The 14,474-nt window shown below is 63.5% G+C and carries 17 protein-coding genes; 11 read left to right on the forward strand and 6 right to left on the reverse strand.

What is annotated here, in order from left to right; translation table 11 throughout:
- Positions 1-2,083: Rne/Rng family ribonuclease (locus ACOZKU_RS14900; RefSeq protein ID WP_421579523.1), on the forward strand; the 2,083-nt coding region annotated here is incomplete at its 5' end.
- Positions 2,084-2,216: 133 nt separating this feature from the next.
- Entirely contained in the window at positions 2,217-2,981 is a 765-nt protein-coding gene (locus tag ACOZKU_RS14905; protein WP_421579524.1) for an SDR family oxidoreductase, read from the forward strand.
- A 75-nt stretch (positions 2,982-3,056) separates the two neighbouring features.
- Here the strand turns inward: ACOZKU_RS14905 and ACOZKU_RS14910 are convergent, their stop codons facing one another.
- The gene (locus tag ACOZKU_RS14910; protein ID WP_421579525.1) at positions 3,057-4,196 is read right to left on the reverse strand and encodes a pyridoxal phosphate-dependent aminotransferase; all 1,140 of its coding nucleotides are present in this window, start codon (positions 4,194-4,196) and stop codon (positions 3,057-3,059) included.
- 210 nt (positions 4,197-4,406) lie between these two features.
- On the opposite strand from ACOZKU_RS14910, the gene ACOZKU_RS14915 reads away from it, so the two are divergent.
- The 5 genes from ACOZKU_RS14915 (at position 4,407) to aat (ending at position 8,230) form a co-directional block, all read left to right on the forward strand.
- Positions 4,407-5,168, forward strand: a complete 762-nt coding sequence (locus ACOZKU_RS14915; RefSeq protein ID WP_421579526.1) for a DsbA family protein — start codon at positions 4,407-4,409, stop codon at positions 5,166-5,168.
- A 146-nt stretch (positions 5,169-5,314) separates the two neighbouring features.
- A complete protein-coding gene (gene aroQ, locus ACOZKU_RS14920) occupies positions 5,315-5,752 on the forward strand; it encodes a type II 3-dehydroquinate dehydratase (RefSeq protein WP_298103091.1) in 438 nt (145 codons plus the stop codon).
- A gap of 22 nt (positions 5,753-5,774) precedes the next feature.
- Positions 5,775-6,245 carry an acetyl-CoA carboxylase biotin carboxyl carrier protein gene (gene accB, locus ACOZKU_RS14925; protein WP_421579527.1) on the forward strand — a complete coding sequence of 157 codons (471 nt, stop codon included), beginning with the start codon at positions 5,775-5,777 and terminating at the stop codon, positions 6,243-6,245.
- A gap of 10 nt (positions 6,246-6,255) precedes the next feature.
- On the forward strand, positions 6,256-7,602 hold the full coding sequence (gene accC / locus ACOZKU_RS14930) for an acetyl-CoA carboxylase biotin carboxylase subunit (RefSeq protein WP_314094555.1): 1,347 nt from the start codon (positions 6,256-6,258) through the stop codon (positions 7,600-7,602).
- Positions 7,603-7,615: 13 nt separating this feature from the next.
- A complete protein-coding gene (gene aat / locus ACOZKU_RS14935) occupies positions 7,616-8,230 on the forward strand; it encodes a leucyl/phenylalanyl-tRNA--protein transferase (RefSeq protein ID WP_421579528.1) in 615 nt (204 codons plus the stop codon).
- Positions 8,231-8,413: 183 nt separating this feature from the next.
- On the opposite strand, the gene ACOZKU_RS14940 is transcribed toward aat, so the two are convergent.
- The 4 genes from ACOZKU_RS14940 to gatB all read right to left on the reverse strand — a co-directional run bounded on the left by ACOZKU_RS14940 (position 8,414) and on the right by gatB (position 11,478).
- Entirely contained in the window at positions 8,414-8,869 is a 456-nt protein-coding gene (locus ACOZKU_RS14940; RefSeq protein WP_421579529.1) for a DUF2155 domain-containing protein, read from the reverse strand.
- 74 nt (positions 8,870-8,943) lie between these two features.
- Positions 8,944-9,342 carry an NADH:ubiquinone oxidoreductase subunit NDUFA12 gene (locus tag ACOZKU_RS14945; protein WP_313524167.1) on the reverse strand — a complete coding sequence of 133 codons (399 nt, stop codon included), beginning with the start codon at positions 9,340-9,342 and terminating at the stop codon, positions 8,944-8,946.
- A gap of 128 nt (positions 9,343-9,470) precedes the next feature.
- A complete protein-coding gene (locus tag ACOZKU_RS14950; protein WP_421579530.1) occupies positions 9,471-9,971 on the reverse strand; it encodes a GNAT family N-acetyltransferase in 501 nt (166 codons plus the stop codon).
- Between the two features lie 4 nt (positions 9,972-9,975).
- Entirely contained in the window at positions 9,976-11,478 is a 1,503-nt protein-coding gene (gene gatB, locus ACOZKU_RS14955; protein WP_421579531.1) for an Asp-tRNA(Asn)/Glu-tRNA(Gln) amidotransferase subunit GatB, read from the reverse strand.
- Between the two features lie 129 nt (positions 11,479-11,607).
- Here gatB and ACOZKU_RS14960 point away from each other — a divergent pair, with 129 nt between their 5' ends.
- The 4 genes from ACOZKU_RS14960 to ACOZKU_RS14975 all read left to right on the forward strand — a co-directional run bounded on the left by ACOZKU_RS14960 (position 11,608) and on the right by ACOZKU_RS14975 (position 13,851).
- Entirely contained in the window at positions 11,608-11,913 is a 306-nt protein-coding gene (locus tag ACOZKU_RS14960; protein WP_421579532.1) for a DUF1294 domain-containing protein, read from the forward strand.
- A 57-nt stretch (positions 11,914-11,970) separates the two neighbouring features.
- Positions 11,971-12,420, forward strand: a complete 450-nt coding sequence (locus ACOZKU_RS14965; RefSeq protein WP_421579533.1) for an RrF2 family transcriptional regulator — start codon at positions 11,971-11,973, stop codon at positions 12,418-12,420.
- Between the two features lie 77 nt (positions 12,421-12,497).
- The gene (locus ACOZKU_RS14970; protein ID WP_421579534.1) at positions 12,498-13,400 is read left to right on the forward strand and encodes an NAD(P)/FAD-dependent oxidoreductase; all 903 of its coding nucleotides are present in this window, start codon (positions 12,498-12,500) and stop codon (positions 13,398-13,400) included.
- 193 nt (positions 13,401-13,593) lie between these two features.
- Positions 13,594-13,851 (forward strand): YjhX family toxin, encoded by a 258-nt coding sequence (locus ACOZKU_RS14975; RefSeq protein ID WP_421579535.1) that lies wholly within the window; start codon positions 13,594-13,596, stop codon positions 13,849-13,851.
- Positions 13,852-13,884: 33 nt separating this feature from the next.
- Here ACOZKU_RS14975 and ACOZKU_RS14980 read toward each other — a convergent pair whose 3' ends face one another.
- On the reverse strand, positions 13,885-14,397 hold the full coding sequence (locus tag ACOZKU_RS14980; protein ID WP_421579536.1) for a GNAT family N-acetyltransferase: 513 nt from the start codon (positions 14,395-14,397) through the stop codon (positions 13,885-13,887).
- Positions 14,398-14,474 lie beyond the last annotated feature (77 nt).

Genomic DNA, 14,474 nt, shown 5'->3' on the forward strand with positions numbered 1-14,474 from the left:
ATATCGCATCCAGGAAGTCATCAAGCGCCGCCAGATCCTGCTCGTGCAGGTCGCCAAGGAAGAGCGCGGCAACAAGGGCGCTGCTCTCACCACCTATCTGTCGCTGGCCGGCCGGTACTCGGTCCTGATGCCGAATACGGCGCGCGGCGGCGGCATTTCCCGCAAGATCACCAACCTGCAGGACCGCAAGCGCCTGAAGGAAATCGCCCGCGACCTCGAGGTTCCGCAGGGCATGGGCGTCATCCTGCGTACCGCCGGTGCCAACCGCACCCGCGTCGAGGTCAAGCGCGACTTCGAATATCTGATGCGCCTGTGGGAAAACGTCCGCACGCTGACGCTGCAATCGACCGCGCCGACCCTCGTCTACGAGGAAGGCTCACTCATCAAGCGCTCGATCCGCGACCTCTACAACAAGGACATCAGCGAGATCGTCGTTGCCGGCGAGGAAGGCTATCGCGAGGCGAAAGCTTTCATGAAGATGCTGATGCCGAGCCATGCGAAGGTCGTTCAGCCCTATCGCGACGTACATCCGATCTTCTCGCGCTCGGGCATCGAGGCCCAGCTCGACCGTATGCTGCAGCCCCAGGTGACGCTGAAGTCCGGCGGCTACATCATCATCAACCAGACCGAGGCGCTCGTCTCGATCGACGTCAACTCCGGCCGCTCGACGCGCGAACACTCGATCGAAGAGACCGCGTTGCAGACGAACCTGGAGGCGGCCGAAGAAGTTGCCCGCCAGCTGCGCCTGCGCGACCTTGCCGGCCTCGTCGTCATCGACTTCATCGACATGGAGGAGAAGCGCAACAACCGGGCCGTCGAGAAGCGTCTGAAGGACCATCTCAAGAACGACCGCGCGCGCATCCAGGTCGGCCGCATCTCGCATTTCGGCCTGCTCGAAATGTCGCGCCAGCGCATCCGCGCTTCGGTTCTCGAATCGACCATGCAGGTCTGCTCGCACTGCAACGGCACGGGCCATGTGCGCTCGCAGTCGTCGGTGGCGCTGCATGTGCTGCGCGGCATCGAGGAATATCTCCTCAAGAACACCACGCACAATATCAGTGTGCGCACGACGCCCGACATCGCGCTCTACCTGCTCAACCACAAGCGCGGCACGATCATCGATTATGAAGGCCGCTTCGGCGTCCAGATCATCATCGAGGCCGATGCCCATGTCGGCGCGCAGCACTTTGCGATCGATCGGGGCGAGGCCGTCGAAAACCCGGTCAAGATCGAGCAGATCCTGCATTTCGAGCCGGAACCGGAAGACGATGACGTCGTGATCGAGGACGAGATCGACGAAGAAGAGGAAGAAGCAGCTCGTCCGGTCGCAGCCGCTCCGGCCGCCCAGACTTCCGCCTCCTCGGATGACAACGGCCGCAACAACAAGCGCAAGCGTCGCCGCCGCCGCCGTGGCCGTGGCCGCGATGGCGAGGGTGCCGACACCGCCTCCTTTGGCGGCGAACAGGCCGGCGACGACGATGCGCTCGAGGATGACGACGCCGAGGCAGACGGTGACGACGGTGTGGACGCACCCAAGTCTGCCGACGCCTCTGATGATGCCAGTGATCGCCGCAAGCGCCGCCGCCGCGGCAAGCGTGGTGGCCGCCGCAATCGTCCGGAAGACGGTGCAGTCGAAGCATCGGGTGAAGGCGATGACGATGGCGACGAAGGCGAGGCCGAAGAGGTTGTCGCCGTCGAAGCCGAGGTAGTTGAAGTCGCTGCCGTCGCCGAGGAAACGCCGGTCGAAACCGTTGCCGAAGAGGCACCGGCCAAGCCGAAGCGCGCCCGCAATAGCCGCGCCAAGGCCGCTGCCGAAGAGGTGACGACCGACGAAGCGGCCCGCGTGGAAATCGAAGCGCAGCCGGCTGCTGCTGTGGTCGAATCGACGCCGGTCGAACCGGCCGTCGAGGAAGCCGCCGCCGATCTCGATGACACCGCCAAGCCCGCCCGGGGCAACCGTGACATCAACAAGATCGCATCCGAACCGGTGGTGAAGTCGTCCACCACGAAGGAAGCCGCTGCGGAAGAAGAGGCCGACAAGCCCAAGAAGGGCGGCTGGTGGCAGCGCCGCGGTTTCTTCTAAGCAACCGCTTACAGTGCAGAATTCGAAAGGCCCGGTTTTACCGGGCCTTTTTCGTTTGCGCGGGAATCGGGTGGTTGCCCTCTGGGCCTTCTGCGACATCGGCGGTCGTCATAAACCAAGCAAGGAGACATTCATGACCCGCCTCGAAAATAAGGTCGCCATCATCACCGGTGCCAGCTCCGGCATCGGCCGCGCCGCCGCCCTGCTCTTCGCCCGCCAGGGCGCAAAGCTCGTTCTCTCCGCCCGCGGGCAGGAACGGTTGAACGATGTCGCGGACGAGATCCGGACGGAAGGCGGCGCCGTCATCGCCCTGCCCGGCGATGTCGGCGAGGAGGCGCATCACCAGGCGCTGGTCGAGGCAGCACAGGCAGAATTCGGCGGCGTCGATATCGCCTTCAACAATGCCGGCACGACCGGCCCGGTCGGCCCGCTGCCGGCGCTATCAGGCCAAGAATGGCAGGACGTGCTGACCGTCAACCTGACGAGTGGCTTCCTTGCGGCAAAATACCAGCTGCCGGCGATGGAAGCGCGCGGCGGCGGCAGTCTTGTCTTCACCTCCACCTTCGTCGGCTATACGGCAGGCTTTCCGGGGCTTGCCGCCTATGCCGCCTCGAAATCCGGCCTCGTCGGCCTCGTGCAGGTGCTTGCGTCGGAGTATGGCCCGAAGGGCATTCGCGTGAATGCGCTGCTGCCGGGCGCGACGGATACGCCGATGGGTCGGCACGTCGCCAATACGCCGGAAGCCCGGCAGTTTATCGCCGGGCTCAACGCCTTCAAGCGCATCGCGGCCCCGGAAGAAATCGCACAAGCTGCACTCTTCCTCTGCTCGGACGCGTCCAGCTTCACCACCGGCACGGCCATGCTGGTCGATGGCGGCGTGTCGATCAACCGGGTCTGAGAAAGAGATTCAACGGCCTGACGGATCGATTCCATCTCCCGCCGCAAGGCGCTGAAACGGAATCGCTTTCCGGTCTCAGGCGAGCCAGCGCGCGAGGCGGTCGACCGCCTCGTTCATCTCCTCGAAGGAGCCGGCATAGGAGAAGCGCATCGTGTGGTGGCCGTCCCTGGGATCGAAGTCGATGCCCGGCGTGGCCGCTACATCCGTCTCGGCCAGCATCCGGCGGGCAAAGGCCATGCTGTCATTGGTGAAGCGGCTGACATCCACATAGGCATAGAAGGCGCCATCCATCGGCGAGGCGATGGAAAAGCCGATTTCCGGCAGGCGCTTCACCAGAAAGTCGCGGTTCACGCGGTAGGCGTCGCGATAGACATTCAGCTCCGCCTCAGCGCCAAGCGCCGCCTCCGCCGCGATCTGCGACAGTTCCGGCGCGGAAATGTAGAGGCTCTGGGCGATGCGCTCGACGGGGCGCACGAGCTTTTCCGGTAGCACCATCCAGCCGATGCGCCAGCCGGTCATGCAATAGTATTTCGAGAAGGAATTGATGATCACGGCCTCGTCGCCGAATTCCAGCGCCGTCGCCTCTTCGCCGACGAAGGTCAGGCCATGGTAGATCTCATCCGAGATGAAAGCGATGCCGTTGTCGCGGCAATAGGCGGAAAGCGCCGCAAGGTTCGCCCGGCCCGTGACGGTGCCGGTCGGATTGGCGGGGCTTGCGAGCAGAACCCCATCGATCTTCCCGGCGGCTTCCAGCGCCTGCGGCGTCAGGGTGAAGCCGTTTTCGGCATTCACCTCGATCTCGACCGTCTCTATGCCGAGCGCGGCCAGAATGTTGCGATAGGCCGGATAACCGGGACGCGCGATCGCGACGCGGTCGCCGGCATCGAACAGCGCGAGGAAGGCCAGGTTGAAGCCCGCCGACGAGCCCGTCGTGATGGCGATGCGGCCGGGATCGACGGACACGCCGTGATGGCTCCGGTAAAAATTCGAAATGGCCTGGCGCAGCGACAAGAGGCCGAGCGCGTCCGTATAGCCGATACGGCCGATCTCCAGCGCCCTGCGCGCAGCCTCACGGACAGCGGCGGGGGCCGGATGCACGGGCTGGCCGACGGCCATGGAGATCACCGGACGGCCGGCGGCACGGCTCTTCGTCGCCTCGGCGAGCACGTCCATAGCGTGAAAGGGTTCGACGGCGCCGCGGCGGGAGAGTTTCATGGGCTTGTCTTCCGGTTTGAAGGATCGAGGCCTTCCTGCCGCAAGATTTGCGGCTTCACAATCCCGCGAGGGCCGAAAATCCGCCGCTTTTTCCCTATCGTTTGCCCGTGACCAACCATAAGGTCGTTGAAAGCGCCCTGCCCCGCATTGACGCGGCAGCGCCGGCAATGGCACTTCTGCGGGCCGCATCACGACGAGGACCAGACTGACATGACATTCAAGACCAAGCTTGCGGCCACCGTGGCTCTTCTTTTTACGGTCGCAGCGCCCCTTCCGGCCCTCGCCCTCGACGATGCGCAGAAGAAGGAGATCGGCGAGTTCATCAAGGAATATCTCGTCGAGAACCCGGAAATCCTCGTCGACGTGCAGGAAGCCCTGCAGAAGAAGCAGGAAGAGCAGCAGCAGGCCAAGGCGAAGTCCGCAATCTCAGACAATGAAAAGGCGATCTACAACTCGCCCTATGATATCGCGCTCGGCAACCCCAAGGGTGACGTCACCATCGTCGAGTTCTTCGATTACAACTGCGGTTACTGCAAGCGCGCCCTTTCCGACATGGACGACATCCTGAAGGAGGACAAGAACGTCCGCTTCGTCCTGAAGGAACTGCCGATCCTCGGCCCCGATTCGCTCGCCGCCCACAAGGTGAGCGCCGCCTTCCGCGACCTCGCGCCGGAAAAGTACGGCGAATTCCACCGCGCGCTGCTCGGCGGAGAAGGCCGTGCGACGGAAGAAAGCGCCATCGCGCTGGCCGCCAATATGGGAATTTCGGAAGCCGATATCCGCAAGACCATGACCGAAAAGCCGCATGACGACGCCGTGCGCGAAGCCTATTCCCTGGCAAACGATCTCGGCATCACCGGCACGCCCTCCTACGTTCTCGGCAACGAGATGGTGTTTGGCGCCGTCGGTGCGGATGACCTGCGCGCCAAGATCGCCAATGTCCGCGCCTGCGGCAAGGCGAGCTGCTCGTAACCGCCATCTTCTTGCCACGCTGGCCTGTTCAGGCCTTGCTGCTTGTGGACACGCCGCCACGACCGGAAAACCCCAGTACCTTGGGGCTTTCCTCATGGAAACCGCCGGTCTATAGGTAGTCCTTCATCCAGCATGCGGAATTGCGAATGGCTTTACCCCTTTTCGTGCTCAACGGCCCCAACCTGAACGCCCTCGGCAAGCGCGAGCCCGGTATCTATGGCGGCCAGACGCTCGCCGATATCGAAGTGCTGTGCAAGGCAGAGGGCGAGAAGCTGGGCTTTGCCGTCGATTTCCGCCAGTCCAACCATGAAGGCGATCTGGTCGACTGGATCCACGAGGCCGGCGACGTCGCTGCCGGCATCGCCATCAATGCCGGTGCCTACACCCATACCTCGATCGCCCTGCATGACGCCATCCGCGCCATCAAGATCCCGGTGGTCGAACTGCACCTTTCCAACGTGCATGCACGCGAGGAATTCCGCCACAAATCGATGATCGCGCCCGCCGTGAAGGGCGTCATCTGCGGTTTTGGCGCGCAGAGCTATGTCCTTGCGCTGCATGCGCTTTCATCCATCACGACATAAGAAGAACCAGAGGCTCAATCCCATGGCTGACAAGAAACACGGCATCGATCAGGTTCTGATCCGCGATCTCGCCAACATCCTCAACGAGACGGACCTGACCGAGATCGAAGTGGAGCAGGACGACCTGCGCATCCGCGTCTCGCGCGCCGGCACGCCGCAATATGTCCAGGCCCCGATCGCCGCCCCGGCCTTCGCCGCACCGGCCGCTGGCGCCGCAACCGCTGCCGTCGCCGCCGCTCCGGCTGATGCGCGCAACAACAAGAACGCCGTGACGGCGCCGATGGTGGGCACCGCCTACCTGTCGCCGGCTCCGGGCGCGCGCGCCTTCATCGAGGTCGGCGCGACGGTCAAGGAAGGCCAGACGATCCTCATCATCGAAGCCATGAAGACGATGAACCAGATCCCGGCGCCGCGCTCGGGCAAGGTCACCGAAATCCTCGTGCAGGACGCCAGCCCGGTCGAATACGGCGAACCGCTCGTCATCATCGAATAAGGCGGGTCCCATGATCTCCAAAGTCCTCATTGCCAACCGCGGCGAGATCGCCCTTCGCGTCCTTCGGGCGTGCAAGGAGCTCGGCATCGCCACGGTCGCCGTGCATTCGACGGCCGATGCCGACGCCATGCATGTGCGCCTTGCCGACGAGAGCGTCTGCATCGGCCCGCCGCCGTCGCGCGACAGCTACCTGAACATCCACCAGATCGTCGCCGCCTGCGAGATCACCGGCGCCGACGCCGTGCATCCGGGCTACGGCTTCCTGTCGGAAAACGCCAAGTTCGCGGAAATCCTCGACGCGCACGGCATCACCTTCATCGGCCCGACGGCGGAGCACATCCGCATCATGGGCGACAAGATCACGGCGAAGGAAACGGCAAAGTCGCTCGGCATCCCGGTCGTTCCGGGTTCGGCCGGCGAGGTCAAGCCGGAGAACGCGCTCGAAATCGCCCGCCAGATCGGCTTCCCCGTGCTCATCAAGGCCACCGCCGGCGGCGGCGGCCGCGGCATGAAGGTCGCCAAGACCGAGGCCGACCTTGAAGAGGCCGTCTCGACGGCCCGTTCCGAGGCGCTTGCTGCCTTCGGCAACGATGCCGTCTACATGGAAAAATACCTCGGCAAGCCGCGCCACATCGAAATCCAGGTCGTCGGCGACGGCATGGGCAATGCGGTGCATCTGGGCGAACGCGACTGCTCGCTGCAGCGCCGCCACCAGAAGGTCTGGGAAGAAGCCAACTCGCCGGCGCTGAATGTCGACCAGCGCATGAAGATCGGCCAGATCTGCGCCGACGCCATGAAGAAGCTGAAGTACCGCGGCGCCGGCACAGTCGAGTTCCTCTACGAGAACGGCGAGTTCTATTTCATCGAAATGAACACCCGTCTTCAGGTGGAGCACCCGATCACCGAAGCGATCACCGGCATCGACCTCGTGCACGAGCAGATCCGCGTCGCCTCCGGCGCCGGCCTTTCCGTCACGCAGGAGGAGATCGTCTTCTCCGGTCATGCCATCGAATGCCGCATCAACGCCGAGGATCCGCGCACCTTCGTGCCCTCGCCGGGCACGATCACGCATTTCCACGCACCGGGCGGTTTGGGCGTTCGCGTCGATTCGGGCGCCTATCAGGGCTACAAGATCCCGCCCTACTACGACAGCCTGATCGGCAAGCTCATCGTGCACGGCCGCACCCGCGTCGAATGCATGATGCGCCTGCGCCGCGTGCTCGACGAGTTCGTCATCGACGGCATCAAGACGACGCTGCCGCTGTTCCAGGACCTCATCGGCAACCAGGACATCGCCAACGGCGACTACGACATCCATTGGCTGGAGAATTATCTGGCCAACAGCACCGACGCCTGAGGCGGCGTCGGTCATGGCAGGGCGGCGCAGCCGGCACCCGGACATAACCCCGGATTTGCTTCTGCGCGCCTATTCCATCGGGCTTTTCCCGATGGCCGATTCGGCCGACGATCCGGAACTCTTCTGGGTCGAGCCGGACATGCGGGGCGTCATCCCGCTCGATAAATTCCACGTCTCGCGCAGCCTCGCCAAGACGATCCGCCAAAAGCCCTTCGACATCCGCTTCGATACCGCCTTCGACGCCGTGGTCGCCGCCTGCGCGGAAGCCGCGCCCGATCGCCCCTCGACCTGGATCAACGCCAAGATCAAATCGCTTTACGGCACCCTGCATCGCATGGGCCACGCGCATTCCGTCGAAGCCTGGGATGGAGAAACGCTCGTCGGCGGCCTCTATGGCGTCTCGCTCGGCGCGGCCTTCTTCGGCGAAAGCATGTTCTCTCGCCGCACGAATGCTTCGAAAATCTGCCTCGTGCATCTCGTGGAACGTCTGAAAGCGCATGGCTTCCGCCTGCTCGATACGCAGTTCACCACGGAGCATTTGAAGACGTTTGGCGCGATCGACGTGCCGAAGATCCAATATGAGGATATGCTGGCCAACGCGCTGGCGTCACCGCATTTGCCATTTTGAGGATGGGGTGTGGGTCCTCTGGTCAAGTCCGAGGACGATAGAAGAAAGAAGTGCGATAAAGCAGCGCTGCCTATGCCGCCCCTTTTTGAAGGAAGGAAACGCCTTCTTCCCCTCCGTCATCCTAGGGCTTGCCCCGAGGATCCACGCGGCAGTCGCAAACTTGTAAAATTGAAATGGAAAGCCTTACTGGCTCTTCGTCTCGCCGTCTTCCGGCGGTGGAACTTCCGACTTTGCCTTGCACTCGACGAGCCAGACGTCATAGACGGGGTGCTCGACGGCGTTGAGGCCGGGGCTGTCGGCGAACATCCAGCCGGTGAAGATGCGGCGGATCTTTCGGTCGAGGGTGATTTCGTCCACTTCGACGAAGGAGGTGACCTTCTGCGCCTCGGTATCGTCGCGGCTGTAGCAGACCTTCGGCGTCACCTGCAGCGCGCCGAACTGGACGGTCTCGCCGATATAGACGTCGAAATTGGTGATGCGGCCAGTGATCTTGTCGATGCCGGAGAAGGCGGCGACCGGGTTTTCGATGCGGGCGGCCTCGGACGAAACGGGCGCCAGGGCAAGGCCGGCAGCCGCAGCTGCAAGCACGCCCGTCAGGAACCGCCGTCCGGCGTTCACCTTTGAAAACCCTGATGTCATGAAGCCGTCTCCTGCGATCTGAACCGGCGTCGCCGGTCGCTTGGAGCTACCGGCGAAATGTGGCCAAATCGGTATCAGTTGCCCGGCGTCCAGGCGTCATAATCGCCCGTCACGCGCGGACGCTCGCCGGCGACCGCGATCGAGCCCGGCGGACGGTAGGCCTGCGCCGTGCCGGTGCCGTTCGGGCGGTGCGGCTTCTGCCATTCATGCGCGACATACTTTTCGTCGGCCGGAGAAACGTCCGTGCGATGGTGCATCCAGCCGTGCCAGCCCGGCGGGATGGCGGAGGCATCGGCATAGCCGTTGTAGATCACCCAGCGGCGCGTGCGGCCTTCGGAATCCTTGGCCCCGCCCTGGTAATACACATTGCCGAATTCGTCCTGGCCGACCTTGGTGCCGAAGCGCCAGGTGTGAAAGCGGGTGCCGATCGTCTGACCGTTCCACCAGGTGAAAATCTGCTTGAGAAGGCTCATGGGCTGGCGTCCTTGGCAGGGCCACGCTTGGGATGTGGCCCGAGACTGATATTTCTTCCGCTTATGGCGCGACGGCCCCCGAATGTCCAGCGATTCCCGCGTCTTCGCCCACGGCTTTTCGCCGCGGCTCAGTGGCCAAGCGGCTTCTCGTAGACATCGAGCGGCACGCCGGAGATGTTGTCCGCCGTATGTCTAGCCTCGCCGACCTTGGCAAAACCGTGCGCGTAGTAGAAGGCGACAGCGGCGTCATTGCGCGGATCGACCTCCAGCAGCATAGTGTTCGCGTCCGGGAAGCAAGTTTCGAGCTCGGCAAACATATCGCGGCCGATACCCTGCCGCTGATAGCGCGGCAGCACGTAGAGCTGGTGCAGGAAGGCGGTCTTCGGCCGGTCTTTCGACATGGCGACATAGCCCATGCCAGCCAGTTCCCGCCCATTATCGGCGACGACGAATTCGCTGTCCTTGCGCTCCAGCTTGGCCTTCAGCGCCGGCACGGAATGCCAGCGCGCTGTGATCTCGCTCACCTTGTCCACGCCATACAGCGCGTCAAAAGTGGCGTGCCACGTCTCGCCGAGAAGCGCGCTGACTTTCGCCAGATCGCGCTCGGAGGCGGTGCGGACGAAGAACACGGGATTACTCCTCGATGCCGAGCTTGGCCTTGACCAGCGCCTGAACGGCCTGCGGATTGGCCTTGCCACCCGTCGCCTTCATGACCTGGCCGACGAACCAGCCAGCCAGCGTCGGCTTGGCGAGAACCTTGGCGACCTGATCGGGGTTGGCGGCAATGATCTCGTCGACAGCCTTCTCGATGGCGCCAGTATCCGTCACCTGCTTCATGCCGCGGGATTCGACGATCTCGGCGGGGTTGCCGCCCTCGTTCCAGACGATCTCGAAGAGGTCTTTGGCGATCTTGCCGGAGATGGTGCCGTCCTTGATGAGATCGATGATGCCGCCAAGCTGGTCGGGCGAAACCGGAGTCTCTTCAATATCCTTGCCGGCTTTGTTCAAGGCGCCAAGCAAGTCGTTGATGACCCAGTTGGCGGCAATCTTGCCGTCGCGGCCAGCGGCCACGGCCTCATAGTAGTCGGCGATCGCCTTTTCGGAGACGAGCACGGAGGCGTCGTAGACCGAGAGGCCAAGATCCTTGACGAAGCGGATCTTCTTGTCGTCGGGCAGCTCCGGCAGATCGGCGAGCAGCGACGCGACGAACGCGTTGTCGAATTCCAGCGGCAGCAGGTCCGGATCGGGGAAATAGCGATAGTCGTGCGCGTCTTCCTTCGAGCGCATGGAGCGCGTCTCGCCCTTGCCGGGATCGAAGAGACGGGTTTCCTGGTCGATGGAACCGCCATCCTCCAGAATGCCGATCTGGCGGCGCGCTTCGTATTCGATGGCCTGGCCGATGAAGCGGATGGAGTTGACGTTCTTGATTTCGCAGCGCGTGCCGAAGCCCTCGCCCGGACGGCGCACGGAGACGTTGACGTCGGCGCGCATCGAGCCTTCGTCCATGTTGCCGTCGCAGGTGCCGAGATAGCGCACGATGGAACGCAGCTTGGTCATGTAGGCCTTGGCCTCGTCCGAGGAGCGCATGTCCGGCTTGGAGACGATCTCCATCAGCGCCACGCCCGAGCGGTTGAGGTCGACATAGGACATGGTGGGATGCTGGTCGTGCATCGACTTGCCGGCGTCCTGCTCGAGGTGCAGGCGTTCGATGCCGATCTCGATGTCCTCGAAATTGCCCTGGCGATCCGGGCCGAGCGAGATGACGATCTTGCCCTCGCCGACGATCGGGTCCTTGAACTGCGAGATCTGGTAGCCCTGCGGCAGGTCCGGATAAAAGTAGTTCTTGCGGTCGAAGATCGAGCGATGGTTGATCTGCGCTTTCAGGCCAAGGCCGGTGCGCACGGCCTGCTTGACGCATTCCTCGTTGATGACGGGCAGCATGCCGGGCATGGCGGCATCGACGAGCGAGACGTTGGCATTCGGCGCCTTGCCGAATTCCGTCGAGGCGCCGGAGAACAGCTTAGAATTCGAAAGGACCTGCGCATGCACCTCCATGCCGATGATGACTTCCCAGTCGCCGGTGGCGCCGGGGATGAAGCGTTTCGGATCGGGGGTGCGGACGTCGACGAGGGTCATTTTCGGCTCTTGCTGTGGTGTCTTCGGTGCTGTCTCGGTAGAACATATGGGCAGGCGGCGCAAGGTTTTCAGCGGGTGTGTCGCGCCGTCGTTAGCCAAGTCGCAAGCTTGGCCGGCTAAAACCGTGTCATGGACACGGCGATACCGCTTCTCATCATTTTTCTTCTCTTCAACGTCGTGACGTTCTGCCTCTTCTGGTGGGACAAGGACGCCGCACGGGACGGTGGTTGGCGCGTTTCCGAAGCGCGATTGCTGCAATTCGCTTTTCTCGGCGGCAGTCTCGGCGCTTTCGCCGCGCAACGCCTGCTGCGGCACAAGACCCGTAAGGAGCCGTTTCGCACGTATTTAAAGGCGATCCTGGTTCTGCATGCCGTTCTTGCCCCCGTGGGGCTCATCTTTGGCCCCACCCTCCTCCGTTTGCTGCAAGTCGGCTGACAGCCATCCGGCCAGCGCGTGTTGACACGCGGCATGATTCGTAACTATTATTGTTACATGAAAAGAAACAGCCGCCTTTCCGCCGTACTTCACGCGCTCATGCATATGGCCGAGCGCGACGCGCCGATGACCTCGGACGATCTCGCGCTCTGCCTCGATACCAATGCCGTCGTCGTGCGCCGCACCATGGCGGGGCTTCGTGATGCCGGCATCGTGCAATCCGGTCGCGGCCATGGTGGCGGCTGGCATTTTGCCAAACCGCTTGCCGATATTTCGCTGCTCGACATCTACAACGCGCTCGGCGAGCCGATCGTCTTCCAGATCGGCCCGGCGACGGAAATGCCGGGCTGCGTCGTCGAAAAATCTGTCAACCGGGTGATCGGTGATGCTCTGAAGGATGCCGAGGCGATCCTGATGGCGCGCTTTGCCGGCACGACGCTCGCCGATCTCGCCGCCGATTTTCGGGTGGCGGCGAAACACGCCGGGGCCGATACCGCTAAACGGTAGCTAAACCCCAAGACCTGCATTGAACGTCCGGTACCCGCCGGGCGAACGATGCCGCACGTTCCATAGAAAGGACCATCATGACCGAAGATGCCATCATCATCGGCGGGGGCTTTGCCGGCCTGTCCGCCGCCCTGCAGCTCGCCCGCGCCCGCCGCCGCATTACCATCCTGGACACCGGGCTGCCGCGCAACCGGTTCGCCGCCCATTCGCACGGCTTCCTCGCGCAGGACGGCCGGCCGGGCGGCGCCATCCTCGCAGACGCCCGCCGCCAGCTTGCCGCCTACGAAACCGTCAGCTTCCGCGATGTGCCGGCCGAAAGGCTGGAGGGAGAGCGGGACGCGTTTTCGGTGATCACCAGCGACGGAGGGCGGATCGATGCGCGGCGCGTGCTGCTCGCCACCGGCTTTGAGGACCAGCTGCCCGAGATTCCCGGCCTTGCCGAGCGCTGGGGCAAAACAGTGCTGCACTGCCCCTATTGCCACGGCTACGAAGTCGGCGGCGGGCCGGTCGGCGTACTGGCGCGCACCACCGAGGCCGCACGTTTTGCCGCCGTCGTCGCCGACTGGGGCGATGTCACGCTCTTCACCAATGAAGTCCCGGAGCCGGACGAAAAGGACCTCGCCGTGCTCGAGGCGCGCAATGTGAAACTCCGCCCCGGCCGCGTCACCGCCATTGCGGACGGCCCCCGCGGCCTGCTCTCAGTCGAGACCGGCCCCGGCATTCCCACCCTCGTCAAGGCGCTGTTCGTTGCCCCCGAAGCGCGGGTGCGCAGCACAATCCCGAATGACCGCGGCCTAAAATTGAAAGAAACACCGATCGGCAACATCCTGCACACCGACGACATGGGCCAGACCTCACTGCCCGGCCTCTACGCTGCCGGCGACATCGCGCTCGGTGCGGCCAATATCTCGCTCGCCTCGGCCAACGGCGTGAAGACCGCCGTCTTCCTGCACCACTCGCTGATCTGGCCAGCGCATTGACCTTTGCGCATGCCCCGGTTATTTCGAGGCGTCCGCAAATGGAGTTTTGATGTTCAACTCGTCTGAGACCCGCTGAGGGCCCTGCCCGCATCACGCTTGCGCGCAGGGTCGAAAAAACGCTGAACCCTGCCACCCCTTTGGTGGCGGAACGTTTTTTCGCGTTCATTCGAACGCCTGACGGACACTCAAGACAATGGACATTTCGCGCGCCGAACAGCGCATTCTTCACCTGCTCGCCCAGGGCGGCAGGATCGACATCGAAAAAGACGATAACCGCAAGATCATCATCGTTAGCTGCATCACGCGGGACGGCTGGCGCGCCGGCGGTCTCGACCTGGATCTCTTCCGCAAGCTGAAACGCCGGCGCTGCATCGCCTCCTCCGGCGGCAGCCCATATCGCATCACGCAGCGCGGTCTGGTTCTGGTGCGCTCGCAGCTCGACAACCAGTAAAAGACGGGAGGTGTGGCGAGCGCCGCACCTCCTTCAAAACCCGCCCGGGCCGTAACCGATCGGCTCGTCGGCGACGAGCTGTCGGCGAAGACCGACCGATTCCACGTCCCGGTCGAGGCGTTCCGAATAATCGACGGAAAGCCAGTTCACCGAATAGCCGTGCTTCTGGAAGAAGCCGACGGCGGCCGTGTTGCGCGCATGGGTCTGGAGCCGTGCCGCCTCAAAGCCGGCGGCAACGATTTCCGCTTCCATGGCGGCGAGCAGAGCGGCGCCAAGCCCCTTCTTCTGCTGGGGCGGATCGACCCAGAGATCACTGATCTCGTCGTCCAATGCCTCGCGCGACGCCCAGCCGGCCAGCACGCCCTCACTCTCGACGACACTGACGCGCAGCCATTTTTCGGCGAGAAATTGCTGGAAGGCGTTACGGGCATGTTCGCTGCGCACCTGAAGATCGACGACGCCGACGACGGCCTGCCCCCAGGCCCTCACGCCGATCTCGACGAGTTCCGGAACGTCATCCCCACGGGCATTGCGAACAGTGATCATGCATCGGCCCTTTCCATGCCATGAAAGCACTGCGCGCGGAGATTGGCGAGAGAGACGAAAGGCTATCCACGGGGATG

Origin of the sequence: Shinella sp. M31 (genome assembly GCF_049199205.1) — a bacterium.
Classification (GTDB): Bacteria; Pseudomonadota; Alphaproteobacteria; order Rhizobiales; family Rhizobiaceae; genus Shinella.

Coding starts and splice junctions, on each gene's coding strand:
- ACOZKU_RS14910 (WP_421579525.1), bottom strand. CDS start 4,196: ATGAAACTCTCCCGCCGCGGCGCCGTCGAACCCTTTCACGCTATGGAC.
- accC (WP_314094555.1), top strand. CDS start 6,256: ATGATCTCCAAAGTCCTCATTGCCAACCGCGGCGAGATCGCCCTTCGC.
- ACOZKU_RS14960 (WP_421579532.1), top strand. CDS start 11,608: ATGGACACGGCGATACCGCTTCTCATCATTTTTCTTCTCTTCAACGTC.
- gatB (WP_421579531.1), bottom strand. CDS start 11,478: ATGACCCTCGTCGACGTCCGCACCCCCGATCCGAAACGCTTCATCCCC.
- ACOZKU_RS14970 (WP_421579534.1), top strand. CDS start 12,498: ATGACCGAAGATGCCATCATCATCGGCGGGGGCTTTGCCGGCCTGTCC.
- ACOZKU_RS14915 (WP_421579526.1), top strand. CDS start 4,407: ATGACATTCAAGACCAAGCTTGCGGCCACCGTGGCTCTTCTTTTTACG.
- ACOZKU_RS14975 (WP_421579535.1), top strand. CDS start 13,594: ATGGACATTTCGCGCGCCGAACAGCGCATTCTTCACCTGCTCGCCCAG.
- ACOZKU_RS14940 (WP_421579529.1), bottom strand. CDS start 8,869: ATGACATCAGGGTTTTCAAAGGTGAACGCCGGACGGCGGTTCCTGACG.
- ACOZKU_RS14905 (WP_421579524.1), top strand. CDS start 2,217: ATGACCCGCCTCGAAAATAAGGTCGCCATCATCACCGGTGCCAGCTCC.
- aat (WP_421579528.1), top strand. CDS start 7,616: ATGGCAGGGCGGCGCAGCCGGCACCCGGACATAACCCCGGATTTGCTT.
- accB (WP_421579527.1), top strand. CDS start 5,775: ATGGCTGACAAGAAACACGGCATCGATCAGGTTCTGATCCGCGATCTC.
- aroQ (WP_298103091.1), top strand. CDS start 5,315: ATGGCTTTACCCCTTTTCGTGCTCAACGGCCCCAACCTGAACGCCCTC.
- ACOZKU_RS14945 (WP_313524167.1), bottom strand. CDS start 9,342: ATGAGCCTTCTCAAGCAGATTTTCACCTGGTGGAACGGTCAGACGATC.
- ACOZKU_RS14980 (WP_421579536.1), bottom strand. CDS start 14,397: ATGATCACTGTTCGCAATGCCCGTGGGGATGACGTTCCGGAACTCGTC.
- ACOZKU_RS14965 (WP_421579533.1), top strand. CDS start 11,971: ATGAAAAGAAACAGCCGCCTTTCCGCCGTACTTCACGCGCTCATGCAT.